At 65.5% G+C, this 17,725-nt stretch carries 16 protein-coding genes; 12 read left to right on the forward strand and 4 right to left on the reverse strand.

Annotated elements, in window-relative coordinates:
* Positions 1-15: 15 nt before the first annotated feature.
* From QGV55_RS10105 to QGV55_RS10145, 9 genes are all read left to right on the forward strand, one after another.
* Positions 16-1,416, forward strand: a complete 1,401-nt coding sequence (locus QGV55_RS10105; protein ID WP_281016936.1) for a sigma-54 dependent transcriptional regulator — start codon at positions 16-18, stop codon at positions 1,414-1,416.
* Between the two features lie 149 nt (positions 1,417-1,565).
* Positions 1,566-3,626 (forward strand): flagellar biosynthesis protein FlhA, encoded by a 2,061-nt coding sequence (gene flhA, locus QGV55_RS10110; RefSeq protein WP_348637702.1) that lies wholly within the window; start codon positions 1,566-1,568, stop codon positions 3,624-3,626.
* Between the two features lie 36 nt (positions 3,627-3,662).
* Positions 3,663-4,631, forward strand: coding sequence for a hypothetical protein (locus QGV55_RS10115; protein ID WP_281016934.1), 969 nt, complete (start codon positions 3,663-3,665; stop codon positions 4,629-4,631).
* The gene (locus tag QGV55_RS10120) at positions 4,628-5,440 is read left to right on the forward strand and encodes a MinD/ParA family protein (RefSeq protein ID WP_281016933.1); all 813 of its coding nucleotides are present in this window, start codon (positions 4,628-4,630) and stop codon (positions 5,438-5,440) included. The genes QGV55_RS10115 and QGV55_RS10120 overlap by 4 nt, the downstream gene beginning before the upstream one ends.
* Positions 5,441-5,565: 125 nt before the next feature.
* A complete protein-coding gene (locus QGV55_RS10125; protein WP_281016932.1) occupies positions 5,566-6,219 on the forward strand; it encodes a tetratricopeptide repeat protein in 654 nt (217 codons plus the stop codon).
* A 1-nt stretch (position 6,220) separates the two neighbouring features.
* Positions 6,221-7,558 (forward strand): PQQ-binding-like beta-propeller repeat protein, encoded by a 1,338-nt coding sequence (locus QGV55_RS10130; RefSeq protein ID WP_281016931.1) that lies wholly within the window; start codon positions 6,221-6,223, stop codon positions 7,556-7,558.
* A gap of 13 nt (positions 7,559-7,571) precedes the next feature.
* Complete coding sequence (gene der / locus QGV55_RS10135; protein ID WP_281016930.1) at positions 7,572-8,927, forward strand: ribosome biogenesis GTPase Der; 1,356 nt, start codon at positions 7,572-7,574, stop codon at positions 8,925-8,927.
* On the forward strand, positions 8,924-10,318 hold the full coding sequence (locus tag QGV55_RS10140; RefSeq protein WP_281016929.1) for a cytochrome P450: 1,395 nt from the start codon (positions 8,924-8,926) through the stop codon (positions 10,316-10,318). Before der ends, QGV55_RS10140 begins: the two co-directional genes overlap by 4 nt.
* Positions 10,319-10,358: 40 nt before the next feature.
* Complete coding sequence (locus QGV55_RS10145) at positions 10,359-11,546, forward strand: CoA transferase (RefSeq protein ID WP_281016928.1); 1,188 nt, start codon at positions 10,359-10,361, stop codon at positions 11,544-11,546.
* A gap of 4 nt (positions 11,547-11,550) precedes the next feature.
* Here the strand turns inward: QGV55_RS10145 and QGV55_RS10150 are convergent, their stop codons facing one another.
* Entirely contained in the window at positions 11,551-12,027 is a 477-nt protein-coding gene (locus tag QGV55_RS10150; RefSeq protein ID WP_281016927.1) for an FxsA family protein, read from the reverse strand.
* A 98-nt stretch (positions 12,028-12,125) separates the two neighbouring features.
* Between QGV55_RS10150 and QGV55_RS10155 the strand changes: the two genes are divergently transcribed.
* From QGV55_RS10155 to QGV55_RS10165, 3 genes are read left to right on the forward strand one after another with little or no spacing between them, the layout of a single operon-like run.
* Complete coding sequence (locus QGV55_RS10155) at positions 12,126-12,842, forward strand: Tim44/TimA family putative adaptor protein (RefSeq protein WP_281016926.1); 717 nt, start codon at positions 12,126-12,128, stop codon at positions 12,840-12,842.
* Between the two features lie 2 nt (positions 12,843-12,844).
* Positions 12,845-13,993: a 2OG-Fe(II) oxygenase gene (locus tag QGV55_RS10160; protein ID WP_281016925.1), complete on the forward strand. Its 1,149-nt coding sequence runs from the start codon at positions 12,845-12,847 to the stop codon at positions 13,991-13,993.
* Positions 13,990-15,156, forward strand: a complete 1,167-nt coding sequence (locus QGV55_RS10165; protein WP_281016924.1) for an MltA domain-containing protein — start codon at positions 13,990-13,992, stop codon at positions 15,154-15,156. Before QGV55_RS10160 ends, QGV55_RS10165 begins: the two co-directional genes overlap by 4 nt.
* On the opposite strand, the gene QGV55_RS10170 is transcribed toward QGV55_RS10165, so the two are convergent.
* Genes QGV55_RS10170 through QGV55_RS10180 form a run of 3 tightly spaced genes read right to left on the reverse strand, consistent with a single transcriptional unit; the run spans position 15,157 to position 17,671 of the window.
* Entirely contained in the window at positions 15,157-15,585 is a 429-nt protein-coding gene (locus QGV55_RS10170) for a nuclear transport factor 2 family protein (protein ID WP_281016923.1), read from the reverse strand.
* A complete protein-coding gene (locus tag QGV55_RS10175; protein WP_281016921.1) occupies positions 15,585-16,304 on the reverse strand; it encodes an SDR family oxidoreductase in 720 nt (239 codons plus the stop codon). The genes QGV55_RS10170 and QGV55_RS10175 overlap by 1 nt, the downstream gene beginning before the upstream one ends.
* Entirely contained in the window at positions 16,301-17,671 is a 1,371-nt protein-coding gene (locus tag QGV55_RS10180) for an aspartate aminotransferase family protein (protein ID WP_281016920.1), read from the reverse strand. The genes QGV55_RS10175 and QGV55_RS10180 overlap by 4 nt, the downstream gene beginning before the upstream one ends.
* Between the last annotated feature and the right edge of the window lie 54 nt (positions 17,672-17,725).

Genomic DNA, 17,725 nt, shown 5'->3' on the forward strand with positions numbered 1-17,725 from the left:
AAAGGAGAATACCAGATGAGACTTCTGATCGTCGGTCCCCTGTCCGGACAGTTCGGTGCAGCCAGCAAGATCGCCATCCAGAATGGTGCCAAGGTGGCCCATGTGAACACGGTAAGCGACGCACTGGTGCAGCTTCGCGCCGGACGTGGCGCGGACCTGGCCATGGTGGACGTGAAGCTGGATATCGGTGATTTCGTCACCCAGCTGATCAGCGAACACATCAACCTGGAGGTCGTGGCCTGCGGTGTCGGAAACGACACGGACGCCGCCGTCCGCGCCATCAAGGGCGGCGCCAAGGAATATGTGCCCCTGCCCCCGGACCCCGAGCTGATCGCGGCGGTGCTGAAGGCCGTGGCTGACGACGATACCGACCTGCTGTTCCGCGATCAGCGGATGCATGCTGTGATGAAGCTGGCCGACCAGATCGCCCCGTCCAACGCCTGCATCATGATCACGGGCGAAAGCGGCACGGGCAAGGAAGTCATGGCCCGCCACATTCACCAGAAGAGCCGTCGCAGCGACAAGGCCTTCGTCGCGGTGAACTGCGCCGCGATCCCCGACAACCTGCTGGAATCGGAACTGTTCGGTCATGAGAAGGGTGCCTTCACCGGTGCCGTGACCCGCCGCGTCGGCAAGTTCGAGGAAGCGGACGGCGGCACCCTGCTGCTGGACGAGATCAGCGAAATGGATATCCGCCTGCAGGCCAAGCTGCTGCGCGCCATTCAGGAGCGCGAGATCGACCGTGTCGGCGGCTCCAAGCCGGTGAAGGTCGACATCCGCGTCATTGCCACATCGAACCGCGACCTGGTCGAGGAAGTCCGCCAGGGCAACTTCCGCGAAGACCTGCTCTACCGGCTCAACGTGGTCAACCTGGTGCTGCCGCCGCTGCGGGAGCGGCTGGAAGATGTCGCCCTGCTGGCCGACCACTTCGTGCGCAAGTACGCCGACGCCAATGCCGTCCCGCCGCGCCCCCTGTCCGCCGGCGCCCTGGCGGTTCTGAAGCGCCACGCCTGGCCGGGCAATGTGCGTGAGCTGGAAAACACCATGCACCGTGCCGTGCTGCTGGCCACCGAGGACGAGATCGAGGAAATGGCCATCGTGCTGCCCGACGGCAGCCGCCCCGCCGCCACCCAGTCCCCGGTCGCCGTCGTGGCGGCCGCGACGGGTGGGGCCGCTGTCTCGTCCCTGCCCGTGGAGGGTGAGGACGCGGAAGCAGCGAACCTGGTCGGTCGCACGGTGGCGGAGGTGGAACGGCAGTTGATCCTGGAGACCCTGGATCACTGCCTCGGCAACCGGACCCATGCCGCGAACATCCTCGGCATCTCGATCCGTACGCTGCGCAACAAGCTGAAGGCCTACACGGAAGAAGGAATCCCCGTGCCCGGTCCCGGCGAGATGCGCCGCTACGCCGTCTGATCACCGAACGCCCTTCATGAAACCCCTTTCCGACATCCGAGGATCCTGATTTGAGCGACCAGCTTCCGGCAGAACGCGGCAGCAGCGCAGTAGCGACGGGCAGCACCGGCGGAACAGGCAGCCCCTTCGGCGGCCCCGAAGCGCTTGGCCTGTTGCGCCAGCTCGCCCGGCGCGGCGACATTGCGCTGGCCCTGGGTGTCGTTGCCATCCTGGTTGTCCTGATCCTGCCCATGCCGGGCTGGTTGCTGGACTTCTGTCTCGCCATCTCCATCACCTTCTCGGTGATGGTGCTGATGACATGCCTGTTCATCCAGAAACCGCTGGAATTCAGTTCCTTCCCCACCGTGCTGCTGATTGCCACCATGATACGGCTGGCCCTGAACATGGCCTCCACCCGGCTGATCCTGTCGGAGGGGCACAATGGCACCGACGCCGCCGGTCAGGTCATCGAAGCCTTTGGCAACTTCGTCATGGGCGGCAATTTCGTCATCGGCATCATCGTCTTCGCGATTCTGGTGATCGTGAACTTCGTGGTCATCACCAAGGGTTCCGGGCGCATCGCGGAAGTGGCCGCGCGCTTCACTCTGGACGCCATGCCCGGCAAACAGATGGCGATCGACGCCGACCTTTCGGCCGGCCTGATCAACGAGGACGAGGCCCGCAGCCGCCGCAAGGACCTGGAGGACGAGAGCACCTTCTTCGGCGCCATGGACGGTGCATCCAAGTTCGTTCGTGGCGACGCCATCGCCGGCCTGATGATCACCTTCATCAATGTCATCGGCGGCATCATCATCGGTGTCGCCCAGAACGACATGAGCTTCATGGAGGCCGGGCAGACCTATACCCTGCTGACCGTCGGTGACGGTCTGGTCTCCCAGATCCCGGCGCTGATCGTCTCCACGGCGGCCGGTCTGCTGGTCTCCAAGGCCGGTGTCTCCGGGTCTGCCGACAAGGCCCTGTTCCGTCAGTTCAGCGGCTATCCCGCGTCTCTCGGCATCTCCTCGTTCCTGCTTGTCGCCCTGTCGCTGCTGCCGGGCATTCCGCTCATTCCCTTCTGGATCCTGGCCGGTGCCGCCGGCTTCGGGGCCTGGACGCTGTACCGCAAGGGACAGCAGCCGACAGTCGATGCGGAGGTTGTGGATGGCGCCGAAGCCGCCGCCGCCGAGCCCGCCGAACAGCCCATCGCCGAGATCCTGGCCATCGACGACCTGCGGCTGGAGATCGGCTATGGCCTGCTGAAACTGGTGGAGGGCGACACCAATGGTCCGAAGCTGACCGACCAGATCCGCGCCCTGCGGCGCCAGATCGCCACCGACATGGGCTTCGTCATGCCCAGCGTCCGCATCCTCGACAACATGCAGCTCGGCGCGAACACCTATTCCATCCGCATCAAGGAAGTGGAAGCCGGTACGGGCGACGTCCGCGCCAACAAGCTGATGGTGCTTGATCCCGCCGGCGGTGACATCGACATGCCGGGCGAGAACACGACGGAGCCTGCCTTCGGCCTGCCCGCCAAGTGGGTGGACGATTCCCTGCGCGAAGAAGCCAGCTTCCGCGGCCTGACGGTGGTCGATGCCTCAACCGTGGTCACGACGCATCTGACCGAGGTGCTGAAGGATCACATGCCCGACCTGCTGTCCTACGCCGAGACCCGGAAGCTGCTGGACGAGCTGCCTGACGCCCATCGCAAGCTGGTCGACGACCTGATCCCGAGCCAGATCAGTGTCTCCGCCGTGCAGCGCGTGTTGCAGAACCTGCTGGCCGAACGCGTCTCCATCCGCGATCTGGCGACGGTGCTGGAGGGCATCTCCGACGCCGTCGGCTTCACCAAGAATGTCAGCCTGATCACGGAGCATGTGCGCACCCGCCTGTCGCGCCAGATCTGCAACGCCAACCTGATGCCCGACGGCTTCCTGCCGCTGGTTACCCTCTCCCCCGACTGGGAAAGCGCCTTCGCGGAAGCCCTCGTCGGCCAGGGCGAGGAACGCCAGCTCGCCATGGCCCCCAGCAAGGTGCAGGAGTTCATCGGAGCCATTCGCATGACCTATGACCGGCTGGGCCAGCAGGGCCAGGACCCTGTACTGCTGACCAGCCCGGCCATCCGGCCCTTCGTGCGCTCCATCGTCGAGCGCATCCGCGGTGCGACCGTGGTAATGTCGCAGAACGAGGTGCACCCGAAGGTGCGCCTGCGTCAGTTGGCACAGGTCTGATAGACGATGCGGATCCGAACCTTCACAGCGCGGTCCATGAGCGAGGCCCTGCGGCTCGTCCGCCAGGAACTCGGTCGCGATGCCGTCATTCTCGGAAACCGGGACGTCGCGGAGGGTGTCGAGGTCACCGCCGCCATCGATCCGACGGATGACCCGGTCATCGACACCTTCCAGGTCCGGGACCGTGATCTTGGCCCGAATGTGTTGCCTCTGGAAGTCAACGAGGACGAGGACCAGTTGCCGGAAGAAGCGGAGCGGCTGCTTCGCGCTGTTGCGTTTCACGGTGCCCCGCTGGAGGTCAACGAGAAGCTTTGCCGACGTGCGGCAGAGGTCAATGACCCCTCACTGACAGTCTCTCTCGCGGCGGGAATGGAGCATGTGTTCCGGTTCAAGCCCTTTGGTCGCCCATCCGACAATGCCCTGGTCCTTGTTGGACCGCCGGGCGCGGGAAAGACCGTCGTTGCCGCCAAGTACGCGGTTGAATCGATATTGTCCGGTCGCCCCCTCAAGATCGCCACGACGGATATCGAACGGCCGGGCGGCGAGATGAGGCTGATGGAACTGGCCGAGATCCTGGACAACCGGCCTGTCCGCCTGTCCCCTGGTCGCCGACTGGAATGGTCCGGGCCACGCATCATCGACACGGAGGGAGTGAACCCGTTCGATGACGCCGACATCCAGAAACTGCGCGAGACCATCGAGATCAATGATGCGGAACCGGTACTGGTGCTGCCCGCCGGTGGCGACCCCTATGAATATGAGGACATCGCCTACGTCTTTGCGGAACTCGGTGTCACGCGACTGGTGGCGACCCGCATCGACACGGCACGCCGCATCGGCGGCATCCTGGCCGCCGCAGCGACCGGCCTCAGCTTTGCCGCTGCCGGTGCCTCCCCCGTCATCGCCGACGGTCTCTACCCTCTCACCCCGACCGCTCTGGCGCGCCTGATCCTGAATGACCCGGACGGCGCGGCGGAACTGGATGAAGTCAGGAAGCACGCATGAGCGACCAAACCATACGCTCCCGCTCCAGCGACAAGGCCGCCACGCATCCGGAGGCCCTGTCGGGAAAGAAACTGATCACTGTCGCATCGGGCAAGGGCGGCGTGGGGAAGACCTGGTTCGCCATCACGCTGTCACATGCGCTGGCGCAGGCGGGCCGCAAGGTGCTGCTGTTCGACGGCGATCTGGGCCTCGCCAATATCGATATCCAGCTGGGCCTCAATCCCTCACACGACCTCAGTGAGGCAGTGCTGGGCACGAAACGCTTCGACGAGGTGGTCACGAAGTCACCCGAGACCGGATTCGACATGGTCGCCGGTCGTTCGGGCTCGGCCCGCATGGTCAACGTCCGCAACGATCAGATAAGCCTGCTGCGCCATGGACTGCTGGCCGCCGCACAGGTCTACGATCACGTCGTTCTGGACCTGGGTGCCGGTGTCGACCGCAGCATTCGCGGTCTCGCCGCCAATTCGGGACCAACGATGGTGATAACGACGGAAGAACCCACCGCGATCACCGATGCCTATGCCCTGATCAAGCTGTTGCACGCCGACCGGCCGGGCGGCGACTTCCGCGTGGTGGTCAACATGTGCGGTGGCCGCGCGGAGGGGGAGCGGACCTTCGCCAAGCTTTCGACGGCCTGCGAGAACTTCCTGAAGGTGAAGCCGCGGCTGGCCGGGATCATCACCCGCGACCCGAACGTCAACGACACGATCCGGCGACAGACACCGATGCTGAAACGGCATCCGCTCAGCCCCGCGTCGGAAGATGTTGCCCGGATCGCACGCAGCCTGCTCGCGGAGGGCCACTGAACGGCCGATCCGGCCCGCACGCCTGCGAAAAAGCGGGCATGGCTGCTCACGCCGTTTGCATAGCATCCGGGCAGTCGCTATCTAGTGCGCTTGTTCTGATCCCAAGGTAACAGCAGGCGGCAGCGTTGAGCGACGATCTGATTTTCCGTGAGGTGGACGAAGATGTCCGCCGCGACCGTGCAACAGAGATGGCGCGCCGCTATGGCCCCTATGCGATCGCCGCCGTTGTGCTGGTGATCGCGGCCACCGCCGCAATCGTCGGCTGGCGCGAATATACCGCCGCCGAACAGCAGGCGCAGGGTGCCCGGTTCGAAGAGGCGATGATCCTGCTCGAAAGCGACAAACCTGCTGAGGCGGCAGAGATCTTCGAGGCTCTGGTCGCGGAGGGATCGGACGGCTATCGCGCCCTTGCCGGCCAGCAGGCCGCTGCCGCGCGTGCCGCAGCCGGAGATGACGCCGCAGCCCTGTCGGCTTTCGACCGCATCCGTCGCGATGACGACCTGCCCGCCGAACAGCGGGATCTGGCCGCGATCAAGGCGGCGATGCTGGCGCTGAAGACCGATGGTGCCGATGCGGCGACCGAACGACTGCAGCCGGTCATTGATGGATCAGGCCCCTTCCGCGGCATGGCCCGCGAGGTCCAGGCCGCCGCGCAACTGACTGCGGGGGACAGGGCCGGTGCGATCGCCACCCTGAAGGATCTGACCCAGGACGCCACATCAACTGCCGGCGTCAAGGCCCGCGCCGAACAGTTCCTGCGGGCGCTCGGGGCCGAGTGACATGCTTGCCCGTCACCCCTTCATCCGACTGGCTGCGGCGGGTGCGCTGGCGCTGACCCTTTCCGGTTGCGATACGGTCAGTGGCTGGTTCACGTCGGAAGAACCCCGGTTGCCCGGCGAACGGATCTCGATCCTGGCGCTGGAATCCAAGCTGGAGCCGGAGCAGCGTGTGCAGGATCTGGAAGTCATCCTGCCTGCCCCCTTCGTCAATGCGGAATGGCCCCAGTCCGCCGGAACATCAAACGCCGCCATGCAGCATGTCGCACTTGGTCCGTCGCTGCAGCGTGTCTGGAGCGCTGACATCGGTGCGGGCGCGGATGGTGAGGAGCAGATCGTCTCCCGCGCGCTGGTTGCGGGTGGCCGCGTCTACACGATGGACTCCGAGGCCAAGATCACCGCGTTCAATGCCCGCACCGGGGAACGCATCTGGCGTGTCGGTCTGGCACGTCGGGGCGAGGACCTGGGGGAGATCGGCGGCGGCATGGCCATTGGCGAGGGTCGCCTTGTCGTGGCAACCGCCTATGGCGATATCTACGCCATGGAGCTTGCGACAGGCCGCTACTACTGGCGCGGCAAGGTCGACGGCCCGGTACGCGGCGCACCGACCATCAGCAATGGCCGGATATTCCTGCTCGCCTCCGAGAACCGGCTGTTCGCGCTGAGCATCGAGGATGGCTCCGAGCTCTGGCAGCACCAGGGCATCATCGAGGCGGCGGAGCTGATCGGTGCCCCTGCCCCTTCGGCGCAGGGCCCGTTCGTGCTGGCGCCCTATTCGTCCGGCGAGCTCTACACGCTGCGTGCTGATACCGGGCAGGCCCTCTGGTCGGACCAGCTTGTCCGCGCCCGGCGCATCACCCCGCTCGGCTCGATCAACGACCTGGACGGTCAGCCGATCATCGACGACGGCAAGGTCTATGCGATCAGCCATGGCGGCTATCTGGCTGCCTATGATCTGCGTCAGGGCAATCGCCTTTGGGATCAGGACATGGCCGGCAGCGAGACCCCCTGGATCGCAGGTGGCTTCCTGTTCATCGTCACCAACGAGGCCGAGCTCGTGGCGCTCTCGACGCTGGATGGCGGCATCCGCTGGGTCACCCAGATGCCGAAGTTCACCGATGTGGAGGACAAGCGCGGGCGCATCACCTGGGTCGGCCCGGTTCTGGCCGGTGATCGCCTGATCGTGGCGGGCAGCAATGGCGCCGTCTGGTCCATGTCCCCCTATGACGGTTCTGCCCTCGGAAGCATCAAGTTCTCCGACAGTATTTCGGTGGCACCCGTCGTGGCGGGGGAAACGCTGTACATAGTCACGGATGGCGGCGATCTCGTCGCCTATCGATAGAACGGCCTGACTCATGAGTTTCACTGTTGCCATCATCGGCCGACCCAACGTCGGCAAGTCCACGCTGTTCAACCGTCTGGTGGGCAAGCGACTGGCGCTTGTCGATGACCTGCCGGGTGTCACCCGCGACCGCCGGGAGGGCCTGGGCCATATCGCCCGGCTGGAATTCCGGGTGATCGATACCGCCGGTCTGGAGGATGTCTTCGACAACAGTCTGGAGGCGCGCATGCGCCAGCAGACCGAGCTGGCCCTGGCGGAGGCGGATGTCGCGCTTTTTGTCATCGATGCGCGCGCCGGGGTGACCCCGGTGGACCAGCACTTCGGCGACTGGCTGCGCCGCAGCGAGGTGCCGGTCATCGTCGTCGCCAACAAGTGCGAGGGCCGCGCGGGCGAAGGCGGCATCTATGACGCCTTCGGCATGGGTCTGGGTGACCCGGTCGCCATCTCGGCCGAGCATGGCGAAGGCATGGTCGATCTGCATGACGCGCTGCTGCCCTTCGCCCCGGACGACGACGGGGAGACGGTCGAGGACGACCCTGACAACAAGCCGCTGATGCTGGCCATTGTCGGTCGCCCGAACGCGGGCAAGTCCACCCTGATCAACCGGATCATCGGCCAGGAACGGCTGCTCACGGGGCCGGAGGCCGGCATCACGCGCGATTCCATCTCCGTCGACTGGGAACATGAAGGGCGCACCATCCGTCTCTATGACACCGCCGGAATGCGCCGCCGCGCCCGGGTGAACCAGAAGCTGGAAAAGCTCGCGGTTGCCGATGGCCTGCGCGCGGTGCAGTTCGCGGAGATCGTTGTCCTGCTGATCGATGCCACACAGCCGCTGGAACGGCAGGATCTGGTGATCGCGCGGCAGACGGAGGAAGAGGGCCGCGGCCTCGTCATCGGCGTCAACAAGTGGGACCTGGTGGAAGACGGCGCCGAGACCATGACGGAGATCCGCTACAAGCTGGAAACCCAGCTTGCCCAGATCAAGGGCGTCCCGATCGTCACTTTCTCGGCCCTGAAGGGGCGCGGCGTGGACAAGCTGCTGCCGACAGTCCTGAAGGCGGAGAAGGCCTGGAACCTGCGTGTCAGCACGGCGCGTCTGAACCGCTGGATCGAGGAAATGACCCGGAAACATCCGCCGCCGCTGGTGGACGGACGCCGGTTCCGCATCCGCTACATGACCCAGGTCAAGGCGCGTCCGCCGACCTTCAGCCTGTTCACGTCCTCCGGTGGTCAGTTGCCCTCGGCCTACGAGCGCTATCTGGTCAATGGCCTGCGGGACACGTTCGGGCTGCACGGCGTGCCGATCCGGATTATGCTGCGCAAGTCGAAGAACCCCTTCGCCAGTGAGGACGAAAGACGCCGATGATCGATGCGGTGGACCTGAGCAACCGCCCGCGCCAGCGCCATCCGGGCAAGGACCGGCGGCTGAGCGTGGTGGAGACCATCCGGACCATCCGCGACAACATCATCGAGGTCTATCCGCCCTACGTCTTCGACAAGGACTGCACCTTCCGCCGCATCGGGTTCCAGCCGTTCATCCTGGTGAACCGCCCGGACTGGATCCACGAGATCCTGGTGGAGAAGCCCGACATCTACACCAAGGGTCGTCTGAACCGCCGTATCCTGGGCCCTGCCCTCGGCAACGGCCTGCTGACGTCGGAAGGCACCTTCTGGCGCAGGCAGCGCCGCATCGCCGCTCCGGCCTTCCATTACAGGCGTCTGCGGGTCCTGGCCGACATCATGGCCGAATGTACCGAGGGGCTGATCGAACGCTGGGACGCCATTGCCGACACCGGTCGCCATGTGGACATCGCGCAGGAGATGATGCGCCTGACCATGGAGATCGTGGCGCGGACCCTGTTTTCCCGCGATCTCGGAACCTCCATCGATGAACTGGGCAAGGCCGTCGCGACCCTGATCAGCAGCTTCGGTCGGACGCCGGTGATCGAGATGCTGGGCCTGCCCGAATGGTTGCCGCGCATCCGAGACCCGGAGGCAAAGCGGGCACTGGCCACCCTGGACCGCATGATCCTCGACCTGATCGAGACCCGCCGCAGCGCTGCGGAACCGGGGGAGGATCTGCTGCAGATGCTGCTGGACGCGCGCGACCCGGAAACCGGCGAGGGCATGACCGATGCGCAGTTGCGCGATGAGGTCGTCACCCTGTTCGCCGCCGGTCACGAGACGACGGCGCAGGCCCTGACCTGGGTGTTCTACCTGCTGGACCAGCACCCGGACGAGGATGCCCTGCTGCACCGGGAAGTGACACGGATGCTCGGGGAACGGCGTCCCGGATTCGATGACCTGCACCCGCTGCAACGTACCCGCATGATCTTTGACGAGACGTTGCGGCTCTATCCACCGGCCTTTTCAATCAGTCGCTTCGCGGAGAAAGCTGACAGATTGGATGGAGAAGGTGGCGACGGACTGCTGGTGCCGAGGGGGGCCTATGTGACGGTCAGCCCCTACATCACGCACCGCAATCCCCGGCTCTGGCCGGACCCGGAAATCTTCAACCCGGACCGGTTCGCCGACGAGAAGGTTCATGCCCGCCACAAGCACGCCTATTTCCCGTTCGGCGGCGGCCCGCGCATCTGCATCGGGTCCGGGTTCGCGCAGACGGAGGGACGGCTGGCGCTGGCCATGATCGCCCGGCGCTATCGCCTGCGTCTGAAGCAGGGCCACCCTGTCATGCCACAGGGCATCGTGACGTTGCGTCCGCGCTTCGGTATGAAGATGAGCATAGAACGACGATAAGTGCGCGCTGCGGCGCCGCGATCCTGGGGAGGAATGCAAGATGAGTGGTGTGTTGAGCGGTTACCGGGTGCTGGATTTCGGGCGCTATATCGCCGGACCCTATTGCGCCACCCTGCTGGCCGAGTTCGGTGCCGACGTGATCCGTATCGAGAAGGTCGCGGGATCGGAGGATCGCTACACCACCCCCGTGAACGGTGACGGCGGCGTCGGCGCCCTGTTCATGCAGGTCAACCGCAACAAGCGCGGCATGACGCTGAATCCGATGAAGCCGGAAGGTCGGGAGATCGTGGCGAAGCTGGTGGAGACCGCCGATGTGGTGGTGGCCAACCTGCCGCCGCAGGGCCTGCTGGCCATGGGTCTGGACCTGGAAAGCCTGCGCAAGATCAAGAAGGACATCATCCTGACCACCGTCTCCGCCTATGGCCACGGCGGTCCCTACAGCGACCGGGTCGGCTTCGACGGCATCGGCCAGGTCATGTCGGGCAGCACCTACATGTCGGGGTCCGAGGATCAGCCGGTGAAGTTCGCTGCCCCCTTCGTCGATTTCACCACCGCCATGATGTCCGCCATCGGCACGCTGGTGGCCCTGATGCACCGCGACAAGACCGGTGAGGGCCAGATGGTGGAGGGGGCGCTGGTGCGTTCCGCGCTCACCATCGGCAATGCGGCGCTGATCGAACAGGCCCTGACCGGCATCAACCGCAAGCCCACCCTGAACCGAGGCCAGACCGCAGGCCCGACCGACATCATCCAGACCGGCGATGGCTGGATCATCGTGCAGGTGGTGGGCCGGCCGCTGTTCGAACGCTGGGCCGACATGGTCGGTCGCCCGGAACTGAAGGATGACCCGCGCTTCACCAGCGACCTCGACCGCGGCGACAATGGCGAGATCCTCTCGGAAATCGCGCGTGAACATGCGAAGGGGCGCAAGACCGTGGATGTGCTGGCCGACTACGCCGCCGCCTCCGTTCCCGCCGGTCCGATGCATTCACCGCAGCAGGCGCTGGACGACCCGCATATCCAGGCCATGGGCTTCCTGCAGGGCGTCGAGTACCCGGATGTTCCCGCCCCTGCCCCGATCGCCTCCGCGCCGATCAACCTGAGCAGCACGCCCGGCGGTATCCGCCACCGTGCACCGATGCTGGGCGAGCATACCGATCAGATCCTGGCCGACCTGGGCTATGGCGCCGACGTGATCGCCGCCCTGCGCGAGAAACGGGTCGTCTGACCGCCTAACGCAGTTTCTCGCGGTCGGGATCGACCGTTTCATATTCGCCGTCGATGACCGGCCCGCTGCCATCGGGACCGCGGCGGGGTCCGCTGTGCGGTCCCTGCGCCGCGCTGGCGCGGACATGCACCTTCACCCGACTGGCGATGGAGACCGCGATAAGTCGCCGCAGCGGGGGCAGGAACAGCAGGAATCCGATGCTGTCAGTCACGAAACCCGGCGTCAGCAGCAGCAGTCCCGCAGCGAAGATGCACAGGCCTTCGAACATCTCGAAGAGTGGCGGCTGTCCCTCCTCCATGCGCGCGCGGATGCGCCCGACGACGCCATATCCTTGTGTACGCAGCAGGATTGTCCCCGCGACACCGGTGACGATGACGATAGCCAGCGTGGGCCAGAGGCCGATCACGTCACCGGCCTGGATGAAGACCGCGATCTCGATGATCGGCATTGCAATGAAGAGAAGCAGGAATAGCAGGGGCATGGCTTGTTCGCGCGGTGTCCGCGGCCTATGTTGGTTGCAGTGAAGCCCGCAAGCGAGGGCAATCATCAACCCCCGGCGCACGCGCCAGTGAGTGGAATATGGGTAACGGATTCCCGATTTTCGAGATTGTAATCTTCGGCATGATCGCAGCATTCCTGATTCTGCGGCTGCGGAACACGCTTGGCCGCCGCACGGGGCATGAGCAGGAGCACCCGCGGACGCGTCTCGGGGGCCTGGGCACGAAGCCGTCCGAGGCATCTGACGAGCGCGGTGACAACATCATCGATCTGCCGGCCCGCGACGGCGTAAGGCGCGACGACAGGCCGGAGGATGACATGCCACCGGCCGAGGACGCCTCACCGCTGGAGCAGGGCCTGTACGCGATCCGCAAGGCGGACCCGAACTTCGACCGCCGCACATTCGCCGACGGCGCACGCGGCGCCTACGAGATGATCGTGAATGCCTTCGCCGCCGGGGACAGGGATACGCTGAGGCCGCTGCTGGCCGAGAAGGTCTTCGGCAGCTTCTCCGCAGCCATCGATGCGCGTGAGGCCGCGAAACAGACGCAGGAAACCACGCTGGTCGGCATCAAGCAGGCGGAGATCGTCGAGGCGGAACTGACCGATAGCAAGGTCGCGGAAGTGACCGTGAAGTTCGTTTCGAGCATGATCTCGGCCACAAAGGATTCGGAAGGACGCGTCATCGCAGGTGATCCGAATGACGTGAACACGCTGACCGAGATCTGGACCTTTGCCCGCGACACGCGTTCCCGTGACCCGAACTGGGAACTGATCGCGACCCGCTCCGCGCACTGATCATGGATACATTGGCGGCGCCTTCAGCGCGTCTTCATCCTGGTGATCCCGCCCCGGATTTCACCGCGCCGTCAACTGTGAACCCGGCATTTCATTTCAATACCATCGGCGGACACCGCGCGGTGCTCGTGTTCCTGAACGGGCCGGAACGCATTCAGGCACGCAGGGTTCTGGCTGCCGCACTGCCGTCACTGCGCTCCAAGGGTGTGCATGTCTTCGGCGTGGTGCCGGGGCCTGATGCGTCGGTCGCGGCTGACCAGGATGGCACCAACCTGCCGATCACGCTGTTCCGCGATGTCGATGGTGCCATTGCCCGACGGTTCCGCATGGTGAAGCCCCGGCAGGGGGAAACGCCGCCGAGTCTGCTGAACGGTGCCTATGTCATTGACGAGAGTGTCCGCATCGTCGGCTTCCAGCCCCTCGCCCCGCTGGACTCGCTGGCGCAGCGCCTGCACGACATGCTGGACCACATTCCGCCCCGTGAACCGCCGGTCACCATCGAGCGGCAGGCACCTGTGCTGGTGGTGCCCAATGTCATCCCGCCGGAATTCTGTCGGCGGCTGATCAATTACTTCGAGAGCACGGGCGGTTCCGAGAGCGGCTTCATGCGTGAGGTCGACGGACGCACCGTCGGCATCATGGACAGCCGTTTCAAGCGTCGACAGGACTGCCTGATCGAGGATCAGGCCCTGCGTGCGGAGGTGCGTGACGCGATCAACCGTCGCCTCTGCCCGCTGATCTTCCGGGCCTTCAACTTCAACGCCACCCGTCTGGAACGCTATCTGGTCGCCTGCTACGACGAGAAATCGGGCGGTTTCTTCCGCGCCCATCGCGACAACACGACCAAGGGCACGGCGCATCGTCGCTTCGCGGTCACGATCAATCTGAATGCGGAGGAATACGACGGCGGCGACCTGCGGTTCCCGGAATATGTCGATCACCGCTATCGCGCGCCGACAGGCGGTGCGGTGGTGTTCGGCTGTGGTGTGCTGCATGAGGCCATGCCGGTCACACGCGGCACCCGCTATGCCCTGCTGCCGTTCCTGTTCGATGAGGAGGCGGAGAAACTGCGGGCGGCCAACCTCTCCTTCCTGGACAGCGACCGCATCATCAATCTGAACGATCCGGCACCGGTGCTGCCAGCCGGATGAGAATCGAAGGCACACGGCTGGCGGCGGCAGCGCTGATCCTGATCGCGGTCGCGCTGTTCGTTGGCGTGGTGCTGATGGTGCCCCAGCCACCGAAGATTCCCGACGCGAGTCATGCGTTGACCCCGGCGACGTTCGACGACCTGCCCGGCTGGAAAGCCGATGACGTTTCGGCGATCGCGCCTTCCCTGCTGCGCCAGTGCGCCCGCTGGAAATGGCGCAGGGGCGAACTGGCTGACGCCATGCGGCAGGTCTGCACCGATCTGAAAGACAATACCGGGCTGGACCGGGGCTTCATCGAGGCCCGGTTCGATGTCTGGGCGCTGCAGGCAGAGGGGCCGGGTCTGCTGACCGGTTACTTCGAGCCTACCTACGAGGGGAGACGACAGGCAGAGGCCGGTTTCCAGGTTCCGCTGCTGCCACGTCCGGACGATCTGATCGATGTGGACCTGGCATCCTTCCGTCCTGACCTGAAGGGGACCCGTATCGCCGGTCGGCTGGAGGGACAGAAGCTGGTGCCCTATGCCGACAGATCGGCAATCCGCAGCGGCGCGCTGGCCGACACGGTCGATCCGATCTTCTGGCTCGCCGACCCGGTCGACCTCTTCTTCCTGCAGATCCAGGGATCCGGCCGCATTGCCCTGCCCGGCGGTGAGATCGCCTATGTGGGCTACGCCGCACAGAACGGTCACCCCTATCGCGCCATCGGTCGTGACCTGATCGCCAGTGGTGCGATCGCGCGGGCGGACATGTCGATGCAGGCGATCCGGCAGTGGCTGGCCGCCAATCCGGTGGAGGCGGAGGCGATCATGGACCTCAACCCGTCCTACGTCTTCTTTCAGGAGCGGAAGGGTGTCACCGGTGCAATAGGCGCCGCCGGAACCCAACTGACACCGGGCCGCTCGATAGCCGTGGACCGGCGTGTCTGGACGCTCGGGTTGCCGATGTTCGTGGCCACAGAGGCGCAGGGATCCGACCCGGAGATCCATCGCCTGACGCTGGCCGAGGATACCGGCGGCGCGATCCGGGGACCGCGCCGCGCCGACCTGTTCCTTGGGCCGGGCGATGAGGCAGCCCGCCTGGCGGGCAGCATGAACCGCCCGCTGGATCTCTGGCTGCTCTATCCGAAAGGGCTGTTGCCGGAGAATGCGGTCGTGGCCGAGTGATCAGGGCGCGAAGTCGATGACCACTTCGCGACGGCTGAACCGCCAGCCAGCCTCCGTCCGACGGAAGGTGTCCCGGTAGGCACCGACCATTTCCGGCAGGGACGCCGGTCGGGTCCGCGCGTTCTCCGGATCATCGTGGCGGTAGAGGATCAGATAGACCGTCCCCGTTGCATTGTCCGCGTCCTGCACGTCGATCAGCGCGTTGGAGCAGACGTGACGGGATCGGCGATCCTGATTGTCCTGGCGCTTCTGGAAGCTGTCGCGGATCGCATCGATCCCTTCGAAGGCCCGCCTGCCCGCCGCCCACACGCCATCATCCGTGAACAGGTCCGCGATCCTGGCCGCCGTACCGTGATCGACGAGGTGACAGTATTCCACCTGAAGCCTTTCACAGGCCCGCTCGATCAGCATCCGTTGCACATCATCCATCAGGCAATCTCCCGCTTGAAGGTCACATTGCCTTCGTCGAACATCAGATATTCCTGCCGGTTCCAGAAGACCCGGCCGGTCTGGTCTCCGGCACCGGTCTCGACCATCCAGCGCGCCGTCGGATAGACATCCGCCGGATCCTGCGGTGCCTTCGGGTTCATGCCCGATCGGGTCGGACCCGGGATCAGACCATTGATCCGCACGCCGGTCCCCAGCATCTCCCGCGCCGCCGTCCGCATCAGGGTATAGAGCCCGGCCTTGGAGGCCCCATAGGCACCGAAGCCCTTGCCCCCCGCCTCACCGGCCCGCGACAGCGTGTTGATGATGTGCCCGCCGCCCTGCTGCTGCATCAGCGGCATGGCCACCTGCATGGCCAGGAAGGGACCGACGAGATTCACCCGGATCAGCCGTTCGAAGTCCGCCGGGGCATGATCGACCAGCGGCGCGCGAACGCCGATGCCGGCATTGTTGAACAGCACATCCAGTCGCCCGAAGTGGCTCACGGCGAGCCCGATCATGTTGGCAACGGCTTCCGCGTCCGAAACATCGGCGACATGGGCCAGCAGCCTGTCGCCCTTCAGCGTCGCCAGCCCGGCCTCATCCACGTCAACCGCCATCACGCTGGCGCCATCGGCCAGAAAGCCCTCCACCAGCGCCTTGCCGATGCCGCTGGCTGCGCCCGTGATCAGGATGACCTGATCCGCGACACCGGTGCTCATGCCATGGCCTCCCGCGCCCTGGGGGCGAAGTCGTCCAGCGCCTGCGTCAGCAGTTCCATGATCATGTCGATCTCTCCCTCCGTCACGTTCAGCGGCGGCGTCACCAGGAAATGGTCACCCCGCAGTCCGCCGAGCATACGCCGGGAATAGATGATCAGCCCCCGGTCGTAGCATGCCTGGGCAATGGCACTGCCGGCACCGAGTTCCGGCGCGAAGGGAATGCGCCTGTTCCTGTCCGCCATGACGTCGAAGCCGAGCATCAGCCCCTTGCCCCGCACTTCGCCGATGAAGGGGAACCGTTCCACCAGCCCCTCCAGCCGGGCCTTCAGAACCGTCCCCATGGCCGCCGCGTTGGCGATCAGGTCGTTGTCCATCAGCACGTCCAGCACAGCCAGACCGGCCGCGCAGGCCAGCGGGCCGGCTGAATAGGTGTGGCCATGGGCAAAGCCGCCCGAATCCTCCACCAGGGTCACCAGGTCACCGCGCGCCATGACGGCCCCCAGCGGCACGTAACCGGCGGCCAGCCCCTTTGCCATGGCGACAATGTCCGGGTTGGCGGGCCAGTGCTCCGCCGCGAGATACTTGCCGGTGCGCCCGGACCCGCACATGACCTCATCATAGATCAGCAGCAGGCCATGCCGGTCGCAGATGTCGCGGATGCGCTGGTAATAGACATCCGGCGGCGTCAGGGCGCCCGTGGCCGCGCCACCAACCGGTTCGACGATGAACGCCAGCACCGTCGATGGCCCCTGATTGATGATCTCCGTTTCCAGTTCGTCGGCGAAGGCCAGCGCGGCCTCATCCTCCGAGACACCCTCCGCCCGCTCGACCACGAAGGGCGCGCGGATCTTCGGCTGGTTCGGCATCATCGGCGCGAAGGGAGCGAACATGTCCGGGTCACCGGTCAGCGACAGCGCCCCGAGGGTGGAGCCGTGATAGGACGGAATGCGGGAAATGATCTTGTGCCGCGTCCCCTCCCCGCGTGCCACGGCGACCTGCCGGGCCAGCTTGATCGCACCTTCCACGGCCTCCGAGCCGCCGGAGCAGAAGAAGGCCCGCGTCAGGCCTTTCGGCGCGCCCAGCGTGGCCAGCCGGTCCGCCAGCCGCTCCGCCGGGCCATTCTTGAAATGCGAGCGAAAGGCGTAGCAGATGTCGTCCATCTGCGCCTTCAGGGCATCGATCACATACTGGTTGCCGTGGCCGACATTGGTGGTCTGCGGGCCGCAACTGGCATCAACGTAGCGACGCCCCTCGTCGTCCCAGATGAAGATGCCTTCGCCGCGTCGGGCAATGGGGCGATCCTCTGTCGGCCAGAAGAACATGGAGGACGGCTCGTTCCGCCCCTGTCGCGAATTCATCTCGTTCATTGCCAGCTCCTGCAAGTGTCGTGCGCAGAACTTACGCCCGGCCAGGGCATGGCG

The sequence above is a fragment of the Minwuia sp. IMCC3009 genome, from assembly GCF_029909415.1.
Classification (GTDB): domain Bacteria; phylum Pseudomonadota; class Alphaproteobacteria; order Minwuiales; family Minwuiaceae; genus Minwuia.